General features: G+C 44.7%; 16 protein-coding genes. 5 read left to right on the plus strand and 11 right to left on the minus strand.

Features of this window, described 5'->3' with window-relative positions; genetic code table 11:
• Positions 1-69 precede the first annotated feature (69 nt).
• The 11 genes from hsdR to SERS4_RS0103180 all read right to left on the minus strand — a co-directional run bounded on the left by hsdR (position 70) and on the right by SERS4_RS0103180 (position 15205).
• Positions 70-2505 (minus strand): EcoAI/FtnUII family type I restriction enzme subunit R, encoded by a 2436-nt coding sequence (gene hsdR / locus SERS4_RS0103130; protein WP_017891447.1) that lies wholly within the window; start codon positions 2503-2505, stop codon positions 70-72.
• Between the two features lie 458 nt (positions 2506-2963).
• Entirely contained in the window at positions 2964-5414 is a 2451-nt protein-coding gene (locus SERS4_RS0103135; RefSeq protein ID WP_017891448.1) for a sigma factor-like helix-turn-helix DNA-binding protein, read from the minus strand.
• A 1-nt stretch (position 5415) separates the two neighbouring features.
• Positions 5416-7644, minus strand: a complete 2229-nt coding sequence (locus tag SERS4_RS0103140) for a DEAD/DEAH box helicase family protein (RefSeq protein WP_017891449.1) — start codon at positions 7642-7644, stop codon at positions 5416-5418.
• Positions 7645-8193: 549 nt separating this feature from the next.
• Entirely contained in the window at positions 8194-9180 is a 987-nt protein-coding gene (locus SERS4_RS0103145) for a hypothetical protein (protein ID WP_026142176.1), read from the minus strand.
• Between the two features lie 296 nt (positions 9181-9476).
• The gene (locus tag SERS4_RS0103155) at positions 9477-10019 is read right to left on the minus strand and encodes a hypothetical protein (RefSeq protein WP_017891452.1); all 543 of its coding nucleotides are present in this window, start codon (positions 10017-10019) and stop codon (positions 9477-9479) included.
• Positions 10020-10085: 66 nt separating this feature from the next.
• On the minus strand, positions 10086-11789 hold the full coding sequence (locus SERS4_RS0103160) for a TerY-P anti-phage system serine/threonine kinase (protein WP_017891453.1): 1704 nt from the start codon (positions 11787-11789) through the stop codon (positions 10086-10088).
• Between the two features lie 13 nt (positions 11790-11802).
• Complete coding sequence (locus SERS4_RS0103165) at positions 11803-12522, minus strand: TerY-P anti-phage system serine/threonine phosphatase (protein ID WP_017891454.1); 720 nt, start codon at positions 12520-12522, stop codon at positions 11803-11805.
• Positions 12523-12529: 7 nt separating this feature from the next.
• Complete coding sequence (locus SERS4_RS0103170; RefSeq protein WP_017891455.1) at positions 12530-13363, minus strand: TerY-P anti-phage system-associated VWA domain-containing protein; 834 nt, start codon at positions 13361-13363, stop codon at positions 12530-12532.
• 383 nt (positions 13364-13746) lie between these two features.
• On the minus strand, positions 13747-14004 hold the full coding sequence (locus SERS4_RS26900; RefSeq protein WP_128451329.1) for a hypothetical protein: 258 nt from the start codon (positions 14002-14004) through the stop codon (positions 13747-13749).
• Positions 14005-14097: 93 nt separating this feature from the next.
• The gene (locus SERS4_RS0103175) at positions 14098-14673 is read right to left on the minus strand and encodes an inovirus-type Gp2 protein (protein WP_017891456.1); all 576 of its coding nucleotides are present in this window, start codon (positions 14671-14673) and stop codon (positions 14098-14100) included.
• Positions 14674-14998: 325 nt separating this feature from the next.
• A complete protein-coding gene (locus SERS4_RS0103180; protein ID WP_017891457.1) occupies positions 14999-15205 on the minus strand; it encodes an AlpA family transcriptional regulator in 207 nt (68 codons plus the stop codon).
• Between the two features lie 368 nt (positions 15206-15573).
• Here SERS4_RS0103180 and SERS4_RS0103185 point away from each other — a divergent pair, with 368 nt between their 5' ends.
• The 5 genes from SERS4_RS0103185 to SERS4_RS0103205 all read left to right on the plus strand — a co-directional run bounded on the left by SERS4_RS0103185 (position 15574) and on the right by SERS4_RS0103205 (position 19098).
• Positions 15574-16734 (plus strand): hypothetical protein, encoded by a 1161-nt coding sequence (locus SERS4_RS0103185; RefSeq protein WP_026142178.1) that lies wholly within the window; start codon positions 15574-15576, stop codon positions 16732-16734.
• A 413-nt stretch (positions 16735-17147) separates the two neighbouring features.
• Positions 17148-17582 (plus strand): hypothetical protein, encoded by a 435-nt coding sequence (locus SERS4_RS0103190; RefSeq protein WP_017891459.1) that lies wholly within the window; start codon positions 17148-17150, stop codon positions 17580-17582.
• Between the two features lie 19 nt (positions 17583-17601).
• Positions 17602-18405 carry a hypothetical protein gene (locus SERS4_RS0103195; RefSeq protein ID WP_017891460.1) on the plus strand — a complete coding sequence of 268 codons (804 nt, stop codon included), beginning with the start codon at positions 17602-17604 and terminating at the stop codon, positions 18403-18405.
• 49 nt (positions 18406-18454) lie between these two features.
• Positions 18455-18634 (plus strand): hypothetical protein, encoded by a 180-nt coding sequence (locus tag SERS4_RS0103200; protein WP_004390421.1) that lies wholly within the window; start codon positions 18455-18457, stop codon positions 18632-18634.
• Positions 18635-18669: 35 nt separating this feature from the next.
• The gene (locus SERS4_RS0103205) at positions 18670-19098 is read left to right on the plus strand and encodes a hypothetical protein (protein ID WP_017891461.1); all 429 of its coding nucleotides are present in this window, start codon (positions 18670-18672) and stop codon (positions 19096-19098) included.
• Positions 19099-19116 lie beyond the last annotated feature (18 nt).

Here is a 19116-nt window from a genome sequence, read left to right on the forward strand (position 1 = left end):
CTTACCACTCTTAAAAAAGGATGCCACCGGGGGCGAAAGCGCCAGGTGGCAGAATAGGGAGTTTGGTTATCAGGCTGAGCGTGGTGGCAACTGGTAAATTTCGTTTTCCAGTTCATTCACTGCCTCTTCGTAGGCCTGCTTGTTACCGAAGCTACTTTTGATAATTTCCAGCGGGCGGCCCAGCGTGTCGAACGGTTTGAGTTTCAACACCTGAATATCCTCGATTTCCTGCACGCCTTCGTCAGCGTATTTATCCAGAAGCGTGTTTAACACGTTCTGCGCAGGCGCGGAATATTTGGTGAAGTAGTTACGTTTACGCACGTTGTTGGCACGTTCCTGGCGCGTCAGCGGCGGCTGGCCGTAAACCACATGGCAAAGTAAATCGAATGGGTCGAGATCTTTACCCACCTCTTCGGCTAACACATCCCAAAGCACGCCTAACTGTTGCAACTCTTCGATGATCACCTGCTTGCGGTCGGCAGATTGCCATTTACGGGTGAAGTCATCAAGTGATGCGTAGTCTTTATCTTTTAGCAACGTTTTGCGGGTATAATCCTGGAAGGATTCTGTGACCAGTTTGCCGTCGGCATCGTAATACTGAACGCGTTTCGCCAGCACTTTTACTGCAACGCCGTTAACGTGGAATTTGCGGATTTTGTTTTCGTCGTCTTCTTCGAAAGCGCCAGTTCCATCGCCTGATGTCGGGTCATACGTTGCAGGGGTTTCTTCCATCCCAGTAAACACATCAGGCAATTCGCTCTCTGGCGTGTCGTCTTCCAGTTGCTCGTCAAAATCAGAGCCCGGGTCGGTAATCTCTTCTGCCGTGGTACGAATCACTTTTTCCGGTACGCCATCAAAACGTTCATCGGCAAACAATTCGGTCGCTTTTTTGAAATCGAGAATGGTGAACCACAGCTTGCCATGTTTCTCGTTGATACGCGTGCCGCGCCCGATGATTTGCTTGAACTTGGTCATCGACTGAATGTTTTGATCCAGCACCACCAGCTTGCAGGTTTGAGCATCCACGCCCGTGCTCATCAGTTCAGACGTGGTGGCAATCACCGGGTAAGGCTTTTTAGGATTGATGAAGTTATCCAGTTGCCCTTTGCCGATCTCGTCATCGCCAGTGATTTTCATCACATACTTTTCGTTCTTCTTCACCTGCTCCGGGTTCAGGTTGACCAGCGCCCGGCGCATTCTGTCGGCATGGTCGATGTCGTTACAAAAGACGATGGTTTTATCCATCGGGTTGGTGCGTTTTAAATAGTCGGTGATGGTTTGCGCCACCAGCATGGTGCGCTCATCAATGACCATGGTGCGGTCAAAATCTTTCTGGTTATAAATACGGTCTTCAATCAACTCGCCGTGTTTATCTACCTGCCCTTTGGTCGGACGCCAGCCTTGTAAATCCACGTCGATATCGACGCGCACGACTTTGTAAGGGGCGAGAAAGCCATCTTCAATGCCTTCTTTAAGGGAATAGGTATAGACCGGTTCGCCAAAGTAATCGGTGCTGGAGACTTCTTCGGTTTCTTTCGGCGTGGCGGTGAGGCCAATCTGCGTGGCACTGCTGAAGTATTCGAGGATTTCACGCCAGGCGCTGTCTTCCGACGCGCTGCCACGGTGGCATTCGTCGATAACAATCAGGTCAAAGAAATCGGGCGCGACTTGTTTAAACGCTTTCTGATGTTCTTCAGGTCCAGTAATCGCCTGATACAGCGCCAGTTGCATTTCATAAGCCGGGTCAATGGTGCGCCCGGTGATTTTTGTCATCGCGCTGCCAAAGGGTTGAAAATCGTTAGTTTTTGTTTGATCAACCAGGATATTGCGGTCAGCGAGGAACAGAATGCGTTTCTTGTTTTTGGCTTTCCATAAACGCCAGATAATCTGGAAAGCGGTGTAGGTTTTCCCGGTTCCGGTAGCCATGACCAGTAATACACGTTTTTGCCCAGCAGATACGGCTTCTATGGTTTTATTAATTGCCTGTAACTGATAGTAACGCGGAGATTTTCCTGAGTTGTCATCATAGTAATCTTGGCTGATGACGGGCATTTGTTCGGTAGTAAAACCTTTCCAGGTACAGTATTTATCCCATAGCTGTTCAGGGCTTGGGAAATCTTCTAGCTTGATTTCAGATTCAAGCTGCACAGGGTTGGTTTTATCGTGAAAGATGAAGCCATCACCGTTGGAGGCAAAAACAAAAGGCACATCAAGCAAGCGCGCGTAATCCAGCCCTTGCTGCATCCCTTTGCCAATCTCATGCTTATTCGCTTTTGCTTCTATAACAGCAAGCGGTAACCCCGGTTTGTGGTAAAGCACAATATCGGCTGATTTCACAGTCAGGCGTGCCGCCAGTTTGCCGCGTACCACTACTTTACCATCGCGGAGTTTCACTTCTTGGCGGATCTGCGACATCATATCCCAGCCTGCGTCTTTAACCGCTGGCAGGATGTATTTGGTGATGATGTCCGTTTCAGTCAGATGAGTTTTGTTTACGCCAGCCATAGCAGAGCTCTCAACGATATTGGGTTAGTTCTGATTTTACACAGGTTAGTGCATCAAGTAATGACCTGAAATGACGTTTTGGGCTGCCAAAGCCAAAATCATTTTTCGCTAGGAAAATCTACGGTTTCCGAGTACCTGTGTTGGATCGCATGAGCTGGTACTGATTGATAAACACATATTGAAATTGGCAACATCTACTATTGGTATGAAGCGCCCAATGACAGCCGTATTGACAAACGAATCTCTTAGGAATCACGTCAAAGCCGACGCCAATGTGTGGCGGTACGGTCTTCAGGGTGAAAGGGTTTTTGACCTTTAATTTTTTTGCTGGCACCCATAACTTCCACTCAAGTTTGAGTTTTTACCCTTGAAGTTGTTCGAGGACTGCTACAACACAGCGCTGGCTGGTATTGCGCTAAGTTGTAAATAGGAAGGAGGCTCTGGGCCTCCTCGCTTTGTTAGCAGTTGACCATAGATCGTGCTGTGCGCCAGTTTCGAATGGCAATCGCAGCCGTTTCACGTGTAATGGCGATATTTACCTGCAGGGCATCAATATTCTGCTGCAAGGGAGCTCCAGAATCGCAGAGCATGTCCATTGCCGATGATATATTGCTAAAAGGAATTTCCGTGGCCGAATATAGGCTATGTTTACGGTGCCAGCCCTGTGCTTTGGCATTTAACCGGGCAAGAGAAGCATAGAAATATTTCGAGTAGCTTCGCTCAAATTGCATGTTCAGTTGTGCTTTAAAAATGGAGGGCTCTACTGGCTTTCCAAAATGCAGAAGCAATGCATGAAGGGCCGCGACATAGTCGTCGATGACGATATTTTTATAGGCGCAGGCAGGTGTGGTGTAGAGCATGTGGTCCACCTGAACAACACTTCCCCGCTCAATCAGGTCATCCAGATAAAACGACGCATGTGCTAGGCTTTTACTCTTCAGCAAATTGGCAATTTCAGGTTTCGTTAGCGGTTTATCACTGTTGTTCATCGCTTCGACAATGACGTCCTTTTGCGTGATGTTCTTAAAGCCTTTCTCCAGCCCGATCGAATCCGCCTGAGATTTTCCGTCGAAGTAAAAACCGTAATCCTCGCCGAAATGTTTCACAAAATGGCGAATGACATAGTAATCATGCTTTTTCAGATTGCGCGAGGCCTGGTAAAACTCATTCAGGTGGAACACCGGACGGGAATTTTTCTCGGCGTATTCCATCATTTCCATAAAAATGTCGTCTATCAGCGCCGCATCGACATCGATAAAACAGGTGTGCTTGTAGGTACCCTTGCCGGACAGGTAGATATATTCAGGCTGGTTAAACGCTTCGTGATCCAGACGGTCCTCGTAAACAGGGCTGCGCGAATAATTATTCACATTGATTAATTTCGAAATATCCAGCCAGGGCAGACCTTTTTCGTGTTTAATCAGCACGCAGGCGCTGGCTTCAGCTTTCTTCAGTTGCAGGGGGTAGACGTTCTCATCTTTAAGCTGGATGACGCCTTGTTGCGCAAGATGAAGAATCGCATTGTCAACGTAGGGTATTTCGATGCTGCAGACGGAGGGAATAAACTCCCGGATGTCGTCAAGGTGGATTGGTGCGCCATTCTCGGCAAAGTAGGTATTCAGGATCGCTTTATCAATCTCGGGATAGACATGAGCGATAAGCTCTGTCTGCCCTGACACCATATCCAGAAATTCGAAGAAGTCACGTTCAGAGGAGAAACAGGAAAAAAGTGTCTGCATTTTCACACTAAGGTCCGGCGATATCTCAGGCTCCAGTGCCTCCCAAACCAATGGTTGACTGACCCGCATATGCCCAAGAAATTCTTGTCTTATATCGGCCTGAATCTGGCGAATGCGCTCTCTCGATACGACGTAATCGGTCCCGATCTCTTCGAGGGTCTTTTTTTCTTCGACGAACCCCCAGCGGCGTTGGGCAATGTCGACCTTCATTTCACTGCTTTTATCGAAGTAAGATTCGATATCTTCCAGTAAAACGGCTTCAAGTTTATTCAATGGGCAGTTTATAAGCCGTTTTGGAACGATCAAGACGGATTCAAGCGCTAGGTAGTCAATGTCACCATTCTGAATGGCGATGATCTCTTCCCGTAACCTGTCTCTAAATGCCAATAACTGTGTGATACTTCCTTTTCCCCAGGTCGGAATGGCTACTAATTGCTCATATTCGGCATGCAGAATAGCCTGCAACATCTCGCCCATATCTTCCGTTTTAAGATAGCGACCAAATTTTTCCAGTGCTTTCGTATATTTGGTTTCCACGCCCGCAAGGCTCAACCGCATCTGGCTGATATCCACCTTCGCGAAATCAATGCCCATATTAGCAGTGTCGATAGCCTCAACGGCAGGTGCAGACTGAGCCAAATGTTGCAATTCTTTAAAAATATCAATATACAGCACACCAACGCCAGGCTGTTCAGCCAGCTCGTTGACTGACAACGTGATGAGTTCTCCGAAGGTTTCACCAGGCACAAAATCTGGGTTTATCAGTTGAATGTTTTTCAATCGCTTGATTAATTTCATAAATCGTTCAGGCAATTGAATCGTCTCCAGCGAGGTGGATAAGGCGGGGATCCGCAAGCATTCCATCACCGGTTCATCACGCGCTGCCTCGGGCTTTTCCTCAAACTCAGTTTCAACCTGCCTGATTTCCGCGCCATCTACGTGAAGCGTCTGCCCGAGGGGGAGCGAAATCTCTACTGCTCGCAGCAAATCCGCAAAATAGACATTTTTCTTCAGTGCCATGAATTGCTGCATGCTGAGTTTTTCACAGAGCTCCCAGGCACTGAGCGTTTCTCCGAGCGTGAGCTGACTTTCTTCGACCAGGTTATGGATGAGTTTATTGAGAGCTCGGTCGAGCTGAAGTTGATCTGCAACGATGTCAATTTTTTCCATATTAAAGCGCGTCTTTTAGCTTTTTGAGAAACACGAATGCCGATTGATATTTGTTCTTAATCTGTTCCTGCACATCCGACGGTAATTGCTTAAAGCTGACAAGGTTCAAAGGCTGTCCCCGGTACGTTTCGATCCACGGGCAAACTTCCACTTCCTTCACCGGCATATCACTCACGTCCTGCGGGGCTGTCACTGTAATTCGGGCACTGACAAGGTTGTCGTAATCTGGCAGAAGCTGTTGAATCTCTTTTTCGCTGAATTCGTACAACGGGTTCACGCCGAAATTAAGTGAAATCGTGTAAAAACTTGGTGCCATATTGTTATCCCCGATAAAGGTATCGAGAAATTCAATCAGTCTCGTGCGCATGGAAGGAATATCTACGTCTTCATTGAATGCGGCTGTCAGGTAGCTCAAATAAGAGCCGAAATGGGTGGCAATTTGATCAAGGCTAACGTCATCTAACTCTTGTTCCAGTTCTGCAATGGAGGGCAACTCGTCATTTTTTTCGCGATATCGGCGCAACTTATCCAGCAGTACATCGCGGCTATTAAGCTGCATTTTCATCTCTTCCAGCAGAGCCAGTACTTTCGCCGCCTCTGCGCTGAATTGCACCTCCAGCGAAGTGTCATGATAAACCCCGGGCGCGTCCATCTCCTCCGGATCATCAATAGTGCTGTCGTGATACCTTGGCTGCTGTTCAATCTCTTTTGCTAGGCCCTTAATCTCATTCAACCGCTCAAGGGATCCAACAAAATCTAAGACATGAACAAACTCTTTATTTGGCGTTTTGCGCAACCCACGTCCTAACTGCTGTAACCAGATTGTACGTGACCCTGTATAACGCATAAAGATCAACAGGTTGGTTTCTGGAATATCAATACCTTCATTGAACAGGTCGCACACCAAAATGTATTTATAATCCCCTTCCCTGAACAATCGAATATTTTCTCGTCGTTCCTGATCATACATTTTTGAGTGCACAAGGGTGGCCGTGCCGGGCTCAAAGAACGCAATAAGATGATTCATATGCTGGATATTCCGGCAAAAGATGATCCCTTTTACGTCCTCTATCCCCTGCTCGGTCACTGTTTTGTTGATGAGGCGGACAATCTCATGATCTTTTTTATGCAAAAAAAGCAGTTTATCGATATCGGATAGAGAAAGACCGCTCTCAAGCTGGTCGATCTTATCCTGATCCAGATCGTCAAGCAGGACAAGATATTTGGGGAATGCCAGTTTTTTGTTTTTGAGTGCCCAAACCAGATCGAATTTACCGATATGCCCATCGGCGCCACCAAAGAAACTCACTACATCGCGATTATCCGTCCGGTACGGGGTCGCGGTTAGGCCAATCAGGAGTTGCGGCTGGAAAAGCGACACCACCGCAGAATAGGTTTTTGCCAGCGTATGGTGGGCTTCATCGACAATGACGTAATCAAATGCTCCTGCAGATAGCTCATCGAGTTTGCTATAGAGCGTATCAAATGACGCAAAGACGAAATCAGTCTCTTCGGGATGTGTGCCGCCGAAACAGGCAGAAAAACTGTAGTTACCAATACCCAAAACGTTTTTAAATGCGGTAACAGATTGCAGTAAAATCTCGACCTGATGTGCCAGAAATAGCACTCTTGGCCTGCGGCTATTTTGTTGAATTAAGCGCTTAATTAAGTGGGCAACGGTATAGGTTTTGCCTAATCCCGTCGCCATTTCAATCAGCAGTTTTGACTTTCCTGCTGCATGAAGTGCAAGGGCTTCGTTAATCACGTCCTGCTGATAAGTTCGCGGCTTAATATCACGGCCAATCTCGGAATGCTTAATGACCCACAGATTTTGCAACTCATCCCGGTCTATCAACTCAACGCCGAGTCGTAACGCCCGCGCCTTCACTTCAGAGGTAAACCAGGAGTTGGTAACTAAAATTTTATAGGTAACATTTGCCAGCGTGGCGCCGGTAACTAGTTGATTAAGAGCCTTCACATCTACTGTCGTACCCAGTTGGCGCTGTTTCACCTCAATGGCAAACTTTCGCCTCCCTTTCCAGGCGAAAATATCGACCCCGCCATCACCGTGTTTGAATTCTTTGCCTGTTTGGGTAATTTCGGCATCGGTCCATCCCGATGCAACAAACAAATCGCGAACGAAAATTTCAAAGTCCGAAGAGGAAAGATTATCAATGTCTTTAAATTCCGCGATTAAAGGCTTGTACTGCGGAATGACAGAAACCGTCATAACACCATTATCCTCCATAAAACAACCACATTAACTTTAAGCTACATATTCCCACTCAATGTAGGGGGGGCGATTTGCCGGGGGGCTAAGCTTCCCGCCGTGAACAACGTTCGCCAATGTAGCTAGTAAATAGAGATCTCTATCAAATAACACACTTAATGGTAGATTCTTTCACTTATGAAAGTATTTTGGCATGATCTATGAGGTGTTTCACTGAATTTGGTCACCTGAAAAGATGTTGAATTCTCAGGTGGCGAGTGACGATATCTGGCACAAAGCTGCCTGTACAGATTCTTGCGCATCTAACACAAATTCAGTTGTGACATTGTAGACATACCTTCACACCATTCCAGCAGACATAGCACCTGCAGTACCAAAGCCGTATAACCTGACCGCAGAGGTTTTCCTAGTGGCGGTATGGCTTGCGCTGTAGGAAAGACGATAGCCTGCTTTGGTATTGTCTCGGGTTTGTTAAATCTACAGCTTTGAAACAGAGGAACATTGTTGAACACGGCTATAGCGAGCGCTCTTATCATCTGATGGGGCAGGTTACGTTATCGCTAACGAAGATTTATCTCTTTCAGAAGAGCTGAGTTCGTAGTAAATCGCCAATTGTCGCAGGCTTGATATCTCAAGGTTGATAATGGGTTTGCCTGCGCGATCTTTTCTTTCAGAGACATCCGGGTTTAACAAAAAGACACGAAAATATCTCACGTTTTCTGTTGCAAAAATTTCTTCAACATAATGGCCGAACCGCCCTTTATCCATAAGGTTCTTATCGATATATAGACGAATGGGTTTATCGTCATGTTTATCGAAGAAGTGAATGAGAAAACCACGACCATAGCGTTTAACTAAAGAGCCACCGCCGAAAATGACGCCTGCGTATTGGTTTTTTAGCCCTTTCTGAATATGCGTTATATATTCATAGAAATAAACCTTCCCATAGTTTTTGACTCTTAGCCTTAATGCTCTGAACTCGTTGTGTGTAAGAGTTTCCTTGGCTTCTTGCCAGGTGTCTACCAGCCGCTGTAGCTGGTTAGTTCGTGTATAACGGCTCCACTTGAGAGATCGACCGCTAGACAAATCATCGCCTTTGACGGGATTGTTTACCTGTGAACGTGCTGTAAGCTGTCCTGATTTCTTTTGCTCAGGATCTTCATCATCAGTACAAGGATCGAAGCAATTGATAAAATCATTTAGCTTCTGCCAAGCTTTTCTTTCGTTGTAATCAGCCTCTGTCTCATCAGGCTGACGGACCTGATCCGTTTCCTCAGTAAATTGCATCCATTCACATCCCTGATGGTGGGGATGTGGAGAACGAAAATGTGCAACCTTGAATTTTTTCCCGTCTTCTGCTTTGACATGATAGTTAACGCCACTAATGGTGACGCTGCAGTTGTGATCGCTGCAGGAGAAAGTGAATCGTTGTCTGTCGTTCGGCTTTCTTGAAAAGAATTCTGTTCTTGCTTCATCAATGGATACACATCTTTCTAACTCATGGCAATAAGCAAAAAGTACTTTGGTCTTTGACATACCTCCTCCATGATGTTTTTGGTGCAATCACTTTATCTTTATGAAATTACTGTTTTTAAAAGTTTTAACCAGATCTTTCTTCATCTGTTTAACTAGTTCATCAGCATACGCTTCTGCTATTTCTCTCCCTTTCGATTTCGTAACGATGAGCAGAGACGTGACGTCGTTTTCCCTTCCGCAGTTGGCACAAACAACAAGGCTATGACTCGGAGGCGAGTAACCCTCGAATGGTAAGGCAAACTGCTCCGAACGACAGAATGCACAGCGCAGCCGGATCGTTTTTTTGAGATCTTCCATCATCCCATTAGACCTGGTAGAGAACCAGCGAGACCTCCGACAATAGAGCCAACCAAAGGGTGTTCCAAAAATTTAGCAAGACGGCTTTTGGCTTCCTGCTTTTCTTCGTCAGAAGCTGAAGATTCCTCGATCTGCTGAAGTAATTGGTTAAATACATTGTGAATGTTTTGTGTATTACCATTACCAACCTGTGCTGGCCCATGAACATTTAGCGTCGAGATTTGCATGCTGGCTCCTAACTCATAAGAACGGTTTTTCCCATGTTTGACTGATATAGCCCGGCTCTGGCCTTCTTCTGTCAGGGATACATGTTCAAAATCTCCATAGTCCTTACGTAGTAGAGAACGGGAATGGCAGATGTTGATGATTTTGAACAAATACTCTTCCGACCAGTGAAACCGCTCGTCAATAGCAATGCGATCGTTCTGGCCCATATCAAATCCAAATGAAACAGTTTTGATCGTTTCTCCGAGGTTCTCCATGTCATCGTTCATATATGTCAAAAGAGTATCTATATCTGACTGAATTTTCTCTGCGTCCATTTTTTACCTTATTTTTCGATATTTAGGAAACAAGCATCGTGATAAGCAGATCGCTCGCCTTGCTAATTAATGCAACAATCTCGAAAGCCATTTGAAAATCTTTATGATTACATTTGTCTTAGAAGTTTGTTGATTTGAAGTAACAGTCTTACTTGGAATGTTTTGAGCTGGTGATACCTGCTGTGAAGCTGATGTTCTCGTCGGTGCCACATAATGCGTTGATGATTTATTAGGCACAACATGCTGGGTTTGCGCTCTTGCTGGCGATGCAGTTTGTGTAGAAGCCCGTAACTTGCTGAGGATTGCTTGGTTTGCAGTTGTGGCGTTAGTGCTCATAGGCTTAGGAGTTGAGGTTGTGCTCTTACCCTTGATACGCTCCAAGGCTTCCTGATTTCTGCTAGTAGAAGTTAATGTTTGTCGACTATCGTTTGGCCCAGCAAGACGCCAACGGGCATCTGTTTCTGAAAGAACGGTCATTTGACCGATAGTCGTTACTGTAATTGAGATATGTGAATATTTGTATTTCCCGCTAACGTAAGGCGGTTCCATAAGACCGATTACACTAATCCATTTCCCGATCCATGAGGCATCGGGTTTTGAAGGTATAGCGCTAATGCCTTCGCTCCATATTGATATTTTAAAGATATTACCGCGCCAATCTCCGAAATTAACAAAGATGTATGGTTTGCCATTTCGGGTCTTATTGAGTTTGACGTCAATAATCTTCCCGATAACTTCAACTTTATCACCAACTCGCTGAAGGCAGGTGCTGTACTCTAGAGCTGATAATACTGTGTAGGCACCGATGTAACCGGGTTTCAGTCTCCTGACTGGAATATCCCCATTCATACTGATCGGCGCTAGCGATATGGGAATGTTTTTACTTGCAATGAAGTCACCAAGGGAAGGCGTTTTTTCCATCGCTGAAGCGCAGACTGCGGCAAAATTCTTTACATAGGTGGAAAGCTGTTGAATGCCCGATAGCATCCCTAAGATGGAAGATGAACCGGGATCTACAAAGTCATTAGCTCGAAAAATGATTGCATCCAGTTCCGAATTTGATTTATCCCAAATGGACGGATCGATTTGCAAGGTTTTAAGAGCTAGCCAGAGCGTAATGAGTGAGAAACGGTCCAGAGTGTGATTGAACGGATTCGTTGCTTTACGGCGGGGATGCTGAAAATTGACATGCCCCAGCTCCGAGCTTCCTAATGTCTTAATCTCATCAACGAACATTCCGTCATAGTCGATTAACTGGACGGTTGCACCTCCGTCGGAAACCATCAGGTTTCCGGTTTGGAAATCACCATGTGCTATTTTTTCTTTTTCAAGGTAGGCAGCAAGTGATTCAATCGATCCAGATAGTTTCGCTATTGCTTGCGCAGAACGCCTGTTTACCTCAAGGAATTCTCCAAGTGTCTCTCCCTTGGCCCATGCCATTTTGACAATAGGGTAAGATATTCCTTCGACTTTGATCCCTTGGGGCTGAAACTGGAAGTCGAGAAAATAGGGGGAGCGAAGGCTAGAAATTTTCCTCGAAATAGCCTCATAACGGCGTTCTAAAGCCTTTGACTCTCTATGAAAGCAACGAACGGCGTATTTCTTAACGCCTGATTTGATCGTATAGGTCAGCGCAAAACCACCACTGATGGCTAGCGGTAGACCCAACCCTGTTGTGGCTACAGAGCCAGATTTCAATTCAGGATCGATTAGCAGCTTATTATGTAGCTGAAACGCTTGGTTGTATTGTTCAAGAGATGGATAAGGCATCTTTCTTTCCGCGTTAAAACGAAAGTACAAGCAGTGTTGAGTCGTCGATATGCATACGTTTTGCTGCACGCTCTCTCACAACTAACTCTGCAAGCTGTTCCTCAGTTTGCAGCGAAAGTAATTCGATAAAACCAGAATCCTCTGCCAGCGCTTGTTTCAGTGCCCATTCGCCGAGCGCATCTGTCATACAGAGGAGTTTGGGTTGGGTGAGTTTTTCAAGGTAAAAAGTTTTCCCATGCCGTGTCCAGAAAGTGCTTCCACCGACGAAATCATTATGAGCGAGCAGCGTAGCAAGCAGTGTTGGCCGCTCATTAAATTTTTCTGGATTATCGAAAGGCCATGCGCAAATGAGTTTCCCGCAATCAACCAGCATGGTGATGCTATCTCCAATAGCAAGGATCTCTACCGCCTGATGCTCTTCAAATTCCTCTACACCTATTAGTGTCGCAAAACTGCCTCTTTCGAATGCCGCTTGCTTGGACCAGGACATAGAAGGGAAGTCATGCGTGGCAGAATATTCCGCTAAAGCAGATGCTACCCATTCAGGATTTACTTTCGGATCTGCAATAAATTTACGAGCAAGAAGATCGGCCCATAACTTTGAGTTGAAGGACTCGCTCGCGCCATCACATAGAGCCAGCCTTCTCCCATCTTCGGAGAAGGCAAATTTATCTTCATTCGCCTCAGGGTATCCAGGATCTTTTGGAACTGTCCCTAAGAACTCCAGTTTCATTGCTGAATCAACGCAGCTGAGAGGCGCGAGTTCCGATGTCGAAGAAATCGACGAGTTCGGCAGCCTCAGCATTGAACATAAATCCACGAGATTCGATACCGACCGTATGACCTTTTTCCTGCGCGAAACGCACCAGATGTTCCGGAAGAGGGCTGGACATACGGAAAAGCAGCTTAGCGTAGGCATCCGGTAAGCCAGCGTCAGAGGAGGGGAATCTGATTGGATCATTTCCGAGGGAACTGACATGGATATTAAGAATCAGAACTTCACCGTCATTGGTGCGAATTTGTCGTACATGATTGGCAATCTCCTCCGGGTCACCGTCGTTTGATTCGCCGTCAGTGACATGCAGGATAGTAGGAGGATAGCAATCCGGATGGGAGTCACACCAAGTCACCAACTCTTCGGCGGCTCTGGTGAGGGCTTCACGCATAGGCGTGCCGCCGCTAGCAATAGGATCGAACCAAACTGGAAACTTGATTGCTGTCTCGATGATTCCGCCTGCTCCATCATCCATCTTCCGTTTGCGATCTTCTACTCTGGCTGGATTCTGTTCGAGAGCAGAAATTGGATTGAGGACTTGTCCTCCCAGTGAACCAGAGAAGCCATTAGAAACCCCTTGACCACCATAGCCCAAAACGCCAATCTCGAAATAGTCACGCACGCCTTCCGACTTCGTACAGCGAGTGATTAGGTTCATTAAAGTTCGATTAAGCGCATCGGCGACAAACTCAGCCTTGCTTCGGCCGGAGGACATTTTGTCTGACATCGAGCCAGACTGATCGACGACGAAAAGAAATGCTGCAGGGTTATTACGACTGATCTGAGCTTCGTAAGCCATATGTCTTTTTCCTCTTTGAGATTATTCCTATCGTATCAATTTGTTAGACAATTGCGAGAAATGCCCGAGGAACAGTTGAAATTTTTAGTCGGGTCTTGACAAAAATCACACTAAGCCATGCTCTTTTGAGGGTGATTAACATACCGTGCTGATTATTAGGATTTTAATAGTTAGAATTTTTCAAATGATCCAGCCTGCTTATTGATCGCTACAAGTAATGGCGTATATCCAGTCCGCACATTGCGGACATACCTTTTCACCATTCCAACAGATATGGCACCAGCAGCATTGCCAGTTTTGTATCGTCGTTTTACAGGGTAACAGACGTGGCTTAATCGCTCTGACTGAGGAGTGCGCAGTATGTGGTGATTTTTTACCACCCGTCATACAGCCACAGTCCGGTAAGCTGAAGCCACCGATGCACTGGTGTAACGGCAGACAATAAGTCGCTTTATATGCTCCAGACTGAGTGGTGTATGAATAAAACTTCTCACGCCTGTCAGCGGGTCAAGTGAAATGTTTATTTTCCCTCTGCAGTACTCACAGAACAGCGTATCGTAATCTTCCGGCATGACGGTTACCGGCGTGACCCATTCACCATGACGGGTAATGGCGTGTGGTGCATAGACGAAATCAAGCATGATTAGCTCCGGCATTAAATGAAAAATGCCAGCAGTTCTTGCTGGCATCAATATGCGACATTGATATTTATGAGCGCTAATGATTAATAACCATTACAGCGCCTTCCTGGGTCTTCCTCTGCCATCAGGCTCCGGGACATCACTCAGGCCATAGCAATACAACCCCTCCTTCTGATCCTCTTTCGCTAAATAACTTAATGTGTAATACAACTCATCAAAGCGATGCTCATGATGGTAATTAAATACCCCCTGGCCATTGACCGGGTAGTTATTATTGCTAGGGTCACAGATATGCGCATATCCCATCCCTTGGGTTATATATGACCAGAGCTGTAATACATCCTGTGCCGTCGGATAATACTTCTGATGCAGATGGCCATTCAGATAGAACATGGCATGATAATGAACACCATGTTGCTCTGTTCGCTCCATCACCCAGCTATAACCAACAATATCGCTGGTGTCGATAAGCCGCTCTGCCAGCATATACATATCACGACAAGACCAGTCATTTATTCTTTGCTCAAATAAAGGACTTCCTTTGAGATAAAAGAAGTCCATTCTGAATGTAAGCAGTCTAGAGTACTTCGCTCTCAAAGCCTCTGCATGTGAAAAGAGATGAGATAACAATACTGGGTTCAATGGGTATCTTACATTGTACTTTGACATGATGAATCCTATTTTAGTTTTTCACTCATGTCATTGTGCAATTGTGTTAAGTAATACTTACCTCTGACTTCTTTCAGGTAGTAGCCTCCATGACTGGAGGCTGGTTAGATATGTCAAATCTTATTACAGGTATAATCAGTAACTATCCATTAAATAAATTGGTGTGTTAATACAGACCAGTTAGCATTAGTGGGGTTGATAGAGTTGGAATAGCTAACATAAGTAACATGGTTAACAACGCTAATAACACTAATTAACCCAAATTAAACTTATTGATTAATTTAATGATATTTTTGTTGTTAATATATTTTCAATGGTTTTTGTGTTAATCACCACGGGATTCTTTAACTCTTTCGTTAAGCCACATTATTACTTCACTTTCAAACCAGCGAGAACTACGCCCCAGTTTGATGGGTTTTGGAAACTTTCCTTCCTGAATCAATTTATAAATCCATTTATCGGTTACTTTAGTAAAACTAATAATAAATGCCATATCAACCATCTGGTCATTGTGTATATCAATCATGTTCATGAGAGGACTCCGGGAATGTATCAGGAGGACACCGGGCGGCATCCTTTCATGTCATAGGTCCTATATGTACGGCTTTACTATTCATCCACTCTGTACTTTGTTAAGGCTTTCAGTCTCTATATAAAGCATCCTCTGATAACCTCCGGGATTCCTCTGCTGACGGGTGTGCATAGCGTGAGGTTTTTGCTTATGCTTTAACGTCAATGAAAGTGTCATTTTTCATGTGAAAAATGCCTTATAACAAGCTGTGTATGAGGTTTTACACCTACGTTTTACACTGTGTTTTAAACTATGAATATTGCTATGATTTACACTATGAAGTATCCTTTTGAGAACATTTAAAGTTGAATGTAAAAGGATAGCTAATCTTGAATGGAAAAATGTGGATAGATATAAAAACCAAACGTGAGGTAAGATTGTTTTTATGGATGGTAAGAAACGATGTTGCTTTTGAATATTACCGACAAACAAAGGAAATCAAAACATACCACCTAAATCACATATATGGTGAAGACTGTAATTTAGCAGTGCTGGCAATAAATGAGGCTTTTAGGATCCTTTATAAGGATTCAGACGATTTATTCTCATACGCCTATAGACTTAAAAAAGCGAAAGAAGCATTATTGCCAACAAGAGAGTTTAGTTGGTTTAAACGTAGCAATGATGCCTGTTATTTTGCATGGGCATATATCAGGGTTTTCAGTAATAAGAACAGATCCCTGTCAAATTTTGGAGATAATGAAACACTGACTATTTATACCAGAACACCTTATCATCGATACATTAATATTCAATATCCCGTAAGTCATCGTGAGCGCATTGAGTGTATAGAGGATTTCTTTGACAGATCACCCATGGATCTTTCATCAAAGTTATCCATTATGTCAGATATAAGGTATGAGTGGGACAGGCACTCCCCATTAGCAATTGGGTTGCCGCTAAAGAAAAATGAAAAGGAAAAAATAAACTGGGCATGGGATTATATCTGCAAAGATAAAATTAATTACATTACTGGCTCTATAAAAAGAGCACAAGAAAAAATAATTGAAGAGAGTGGGGGTGATAAGACTGTTTCACAAGCGACTCTGGATGAAATATATTACTCATGTATGAATGGTTATATTCATCAACCTCATTTCCTTAGCCTTTTCAGGCCATCAACCACCACCGAGAAATATCTAGCACTCCGTTGTATTTATATTTCCCTGTACTATTATGATAAGAAATTCATATCCAGATTTAAAAAGTCATGGGAATCATCATCCTATCGCAAAGCAAAGCGGAAAAGTAACAGCACATTTTTTAAAAAAATAAAAAGTGAACTCATCTCAGGTGAAAAAATATCAGAGGCTTCTGGTCCTTCTGAAGAGGAAACAGTAAAAACTGAAAAGGATATCCTGAGAGAAAAGGCACATGAGGTAATGGAAAAAGTTATGAAGAATATCGAAAATAAAAATTCTGATTTATCAGATGAACAAGATAATGACACTTCAGAACACCACTCAGGTGCCAACCCCTGGTTTGGTTAAATGTTTTAAAGCACAGTTGTGATAATTTTAAGCTTTAGTTTAATACTTAAATTAATTGAATGCATTAATATAGTGACTCAGTATTCGCCATTTCTTTTGAAAAAAAAGTTCAGAAAACTGAGTCCCAGATTTTTTCAACTCTATATTACCTGAATGAATATCCCCGGCATTATTTTGCCTGTGTTGTGCTAACCCATTGATCTGTTGCACCGATCGATACTGAAATTGCGATAGGTAAAAACTATTAATAATTGATAATTGATCGTTTATTTTATAGATAATAACGATCAATTTCCTGAAACTGATCTGTATTAACGATTATCCGCTAGCTCATTTAATCAATACGATCAGCCTGCTCCCCTTAAAACGGAAGCGGGCTTTTTTGTATTTAAATCATCAGGAAAGGAAACCAAATGCTCAGAAACTATTATGCAACCCTGGCTGGATTAGTGCTGCTCAGTCAAAGTGCCAGCGCCATACAGGCTGACCAGCAATGGCATGACTGGTACGGGAACATCAGTGCCATGGAGTTTGAACTCAATACTCAAAATGCTTCAGGTGAAGTGCTCACACTGACCTGCACAAGCGGAAAGCTGGCTGCTGCTTATAGCGTACCTGCGGAGGATTACCGCGTCTCGTCACAAACAGGGCTTTCTGAACCTGGAGTCAGTATCAATGGTACGAACCATCCTCTGGATGAAACGGCCTTTACTGGGCTAAAAGCGACAAGTGAAAAAGACGTAATAAAAATGACCTCTATGAATGCCGCTATCTCTAGAAAATTCAGCGCCAAAGGGCTGAATGAGGCACTGGCTGATGCCACATGGCAGGACTGTATTAATCATTAATAAACTGAAAGGAAACCTTATGCGTAAACTCGTTGTTTTATCTCTCAGCTCCGCTGCACTGTTTATTCCATTGGTCTCGTCTGCAATGACAATTCACGGCGACATACATCCCGAACGCTATACCTTCTTTCTGACTCAGGAAGGCAGTAATCAACTGAAACAGGCAAATGACAGGATAGCGAAGAACCCGCAGGCTTATACGCTTGATGTGAATCATACCGGCATTCAACCCTTTGACGCTGTTCGCTGGGATGGGAAGCCTGTAAAAGCCGTCACCTGCATCCTGGTAGACGGCGTGATGATGGGACAAAAAGCCACGTGGTCACAATGTAAAGACGAGAGCGGTGCTGAGTACTTCGGCAATAAAGGCTGGATGGTACGTGATTTCGTCGCAAAAGCCTGTGAAGTCGGAAAATCAGATTGTCCTGTTTACCTTGTGCTTCAGACCGATCCGCCAACAATGCGCAGCGATATGGCGAATTTCGTTCCTGCTCCTAAAAACTTTAATGCTTCGACAAGCCTGACGGATGAAATTAAATCTGAAGGTTGCCAGATGGCGGATAACTCTTTTGAACATGCCAAAAGTAGTCTGCGTTGTCGTGCCATTAATACCGTGCGTTTCATCCGCAAACAAAATACCGAAGCGGCATATGAAGCTGATCTCACCACTACCACGGGTGAAGCACTCACTATGTCAGTGGGATACACCTACGGTAATCCGTCCGCCAACGAGCCGGGCTGGCGTACGATTTCGATCAACCAGGGAGACATCATTACTGATATCCGTAAGCAGGGCCACTGGGTTCCCAATGGTTATAAATAAGTTTATCAGTGAGATACTTTTTATTCGGCATTCAGCTAATGGAGTTTCAGTGGGAAAAACATTACAGCAGGAAACGCCACCAACCGTGGACTGTACCTGGCAGCTTGTTTTGAGCGTTGCCGGTGTGACATTGATGCGCAGCAATTCCGTTGCGGTTAAAGCACTGGGAGCCAGTCTCACCACACTGAGTCTGATACGCATCATTAAAAAACTCGCCACACTTGCCTGATCTCCCTTTCTGAGCGTTCAGAGGATAAAAGCAATATGTCTGAAAATACCCAGGGGAAACTCAAGGGACTGAAAGAGAAATTCAGTATACGGCGAAATGTCTCCTCCACTGATGACCCGGTAGAGCGGGTTGAAGAAAAGGTCAGTGAGCAAACGACAGAAACGCCAGAATCCCGTACTACCCGATATAAGCGATTGCTCGATATTATCGTTATCAACGGCTTGCTGAACATTGCTGAAGATAAACTCAGTGACGATGTATTTATCGAGTCGGTGTTCAATAAGGCTTATGAGCTTCTGCCCGTACCGGTCAGACTGGTTGTCAGAAGGGAATGGTGCCTGGCTTATCTCCAGTCACGGAAAGCCCCGTTACTGGCGCAACTCCAGCTCTACCGGGCCGAAAGGCACGACTCAGCAGAACTGGTGCCACCTGCGCTACAACCAACGTTACCACCAGCGACCTAATCAGACTCATTAATAACA

The sequence above is a fragment of the Serratia sp. S4 genome, from assembly GCF_000347995.1.
GTDB classification, from domain to species: domain Bacteria; phylum Pseudomonadota; class Gammaproteobacteria; order Enterobacterales; family Enterobacteriaceae; genus Serratia; species Serratia quinivorans.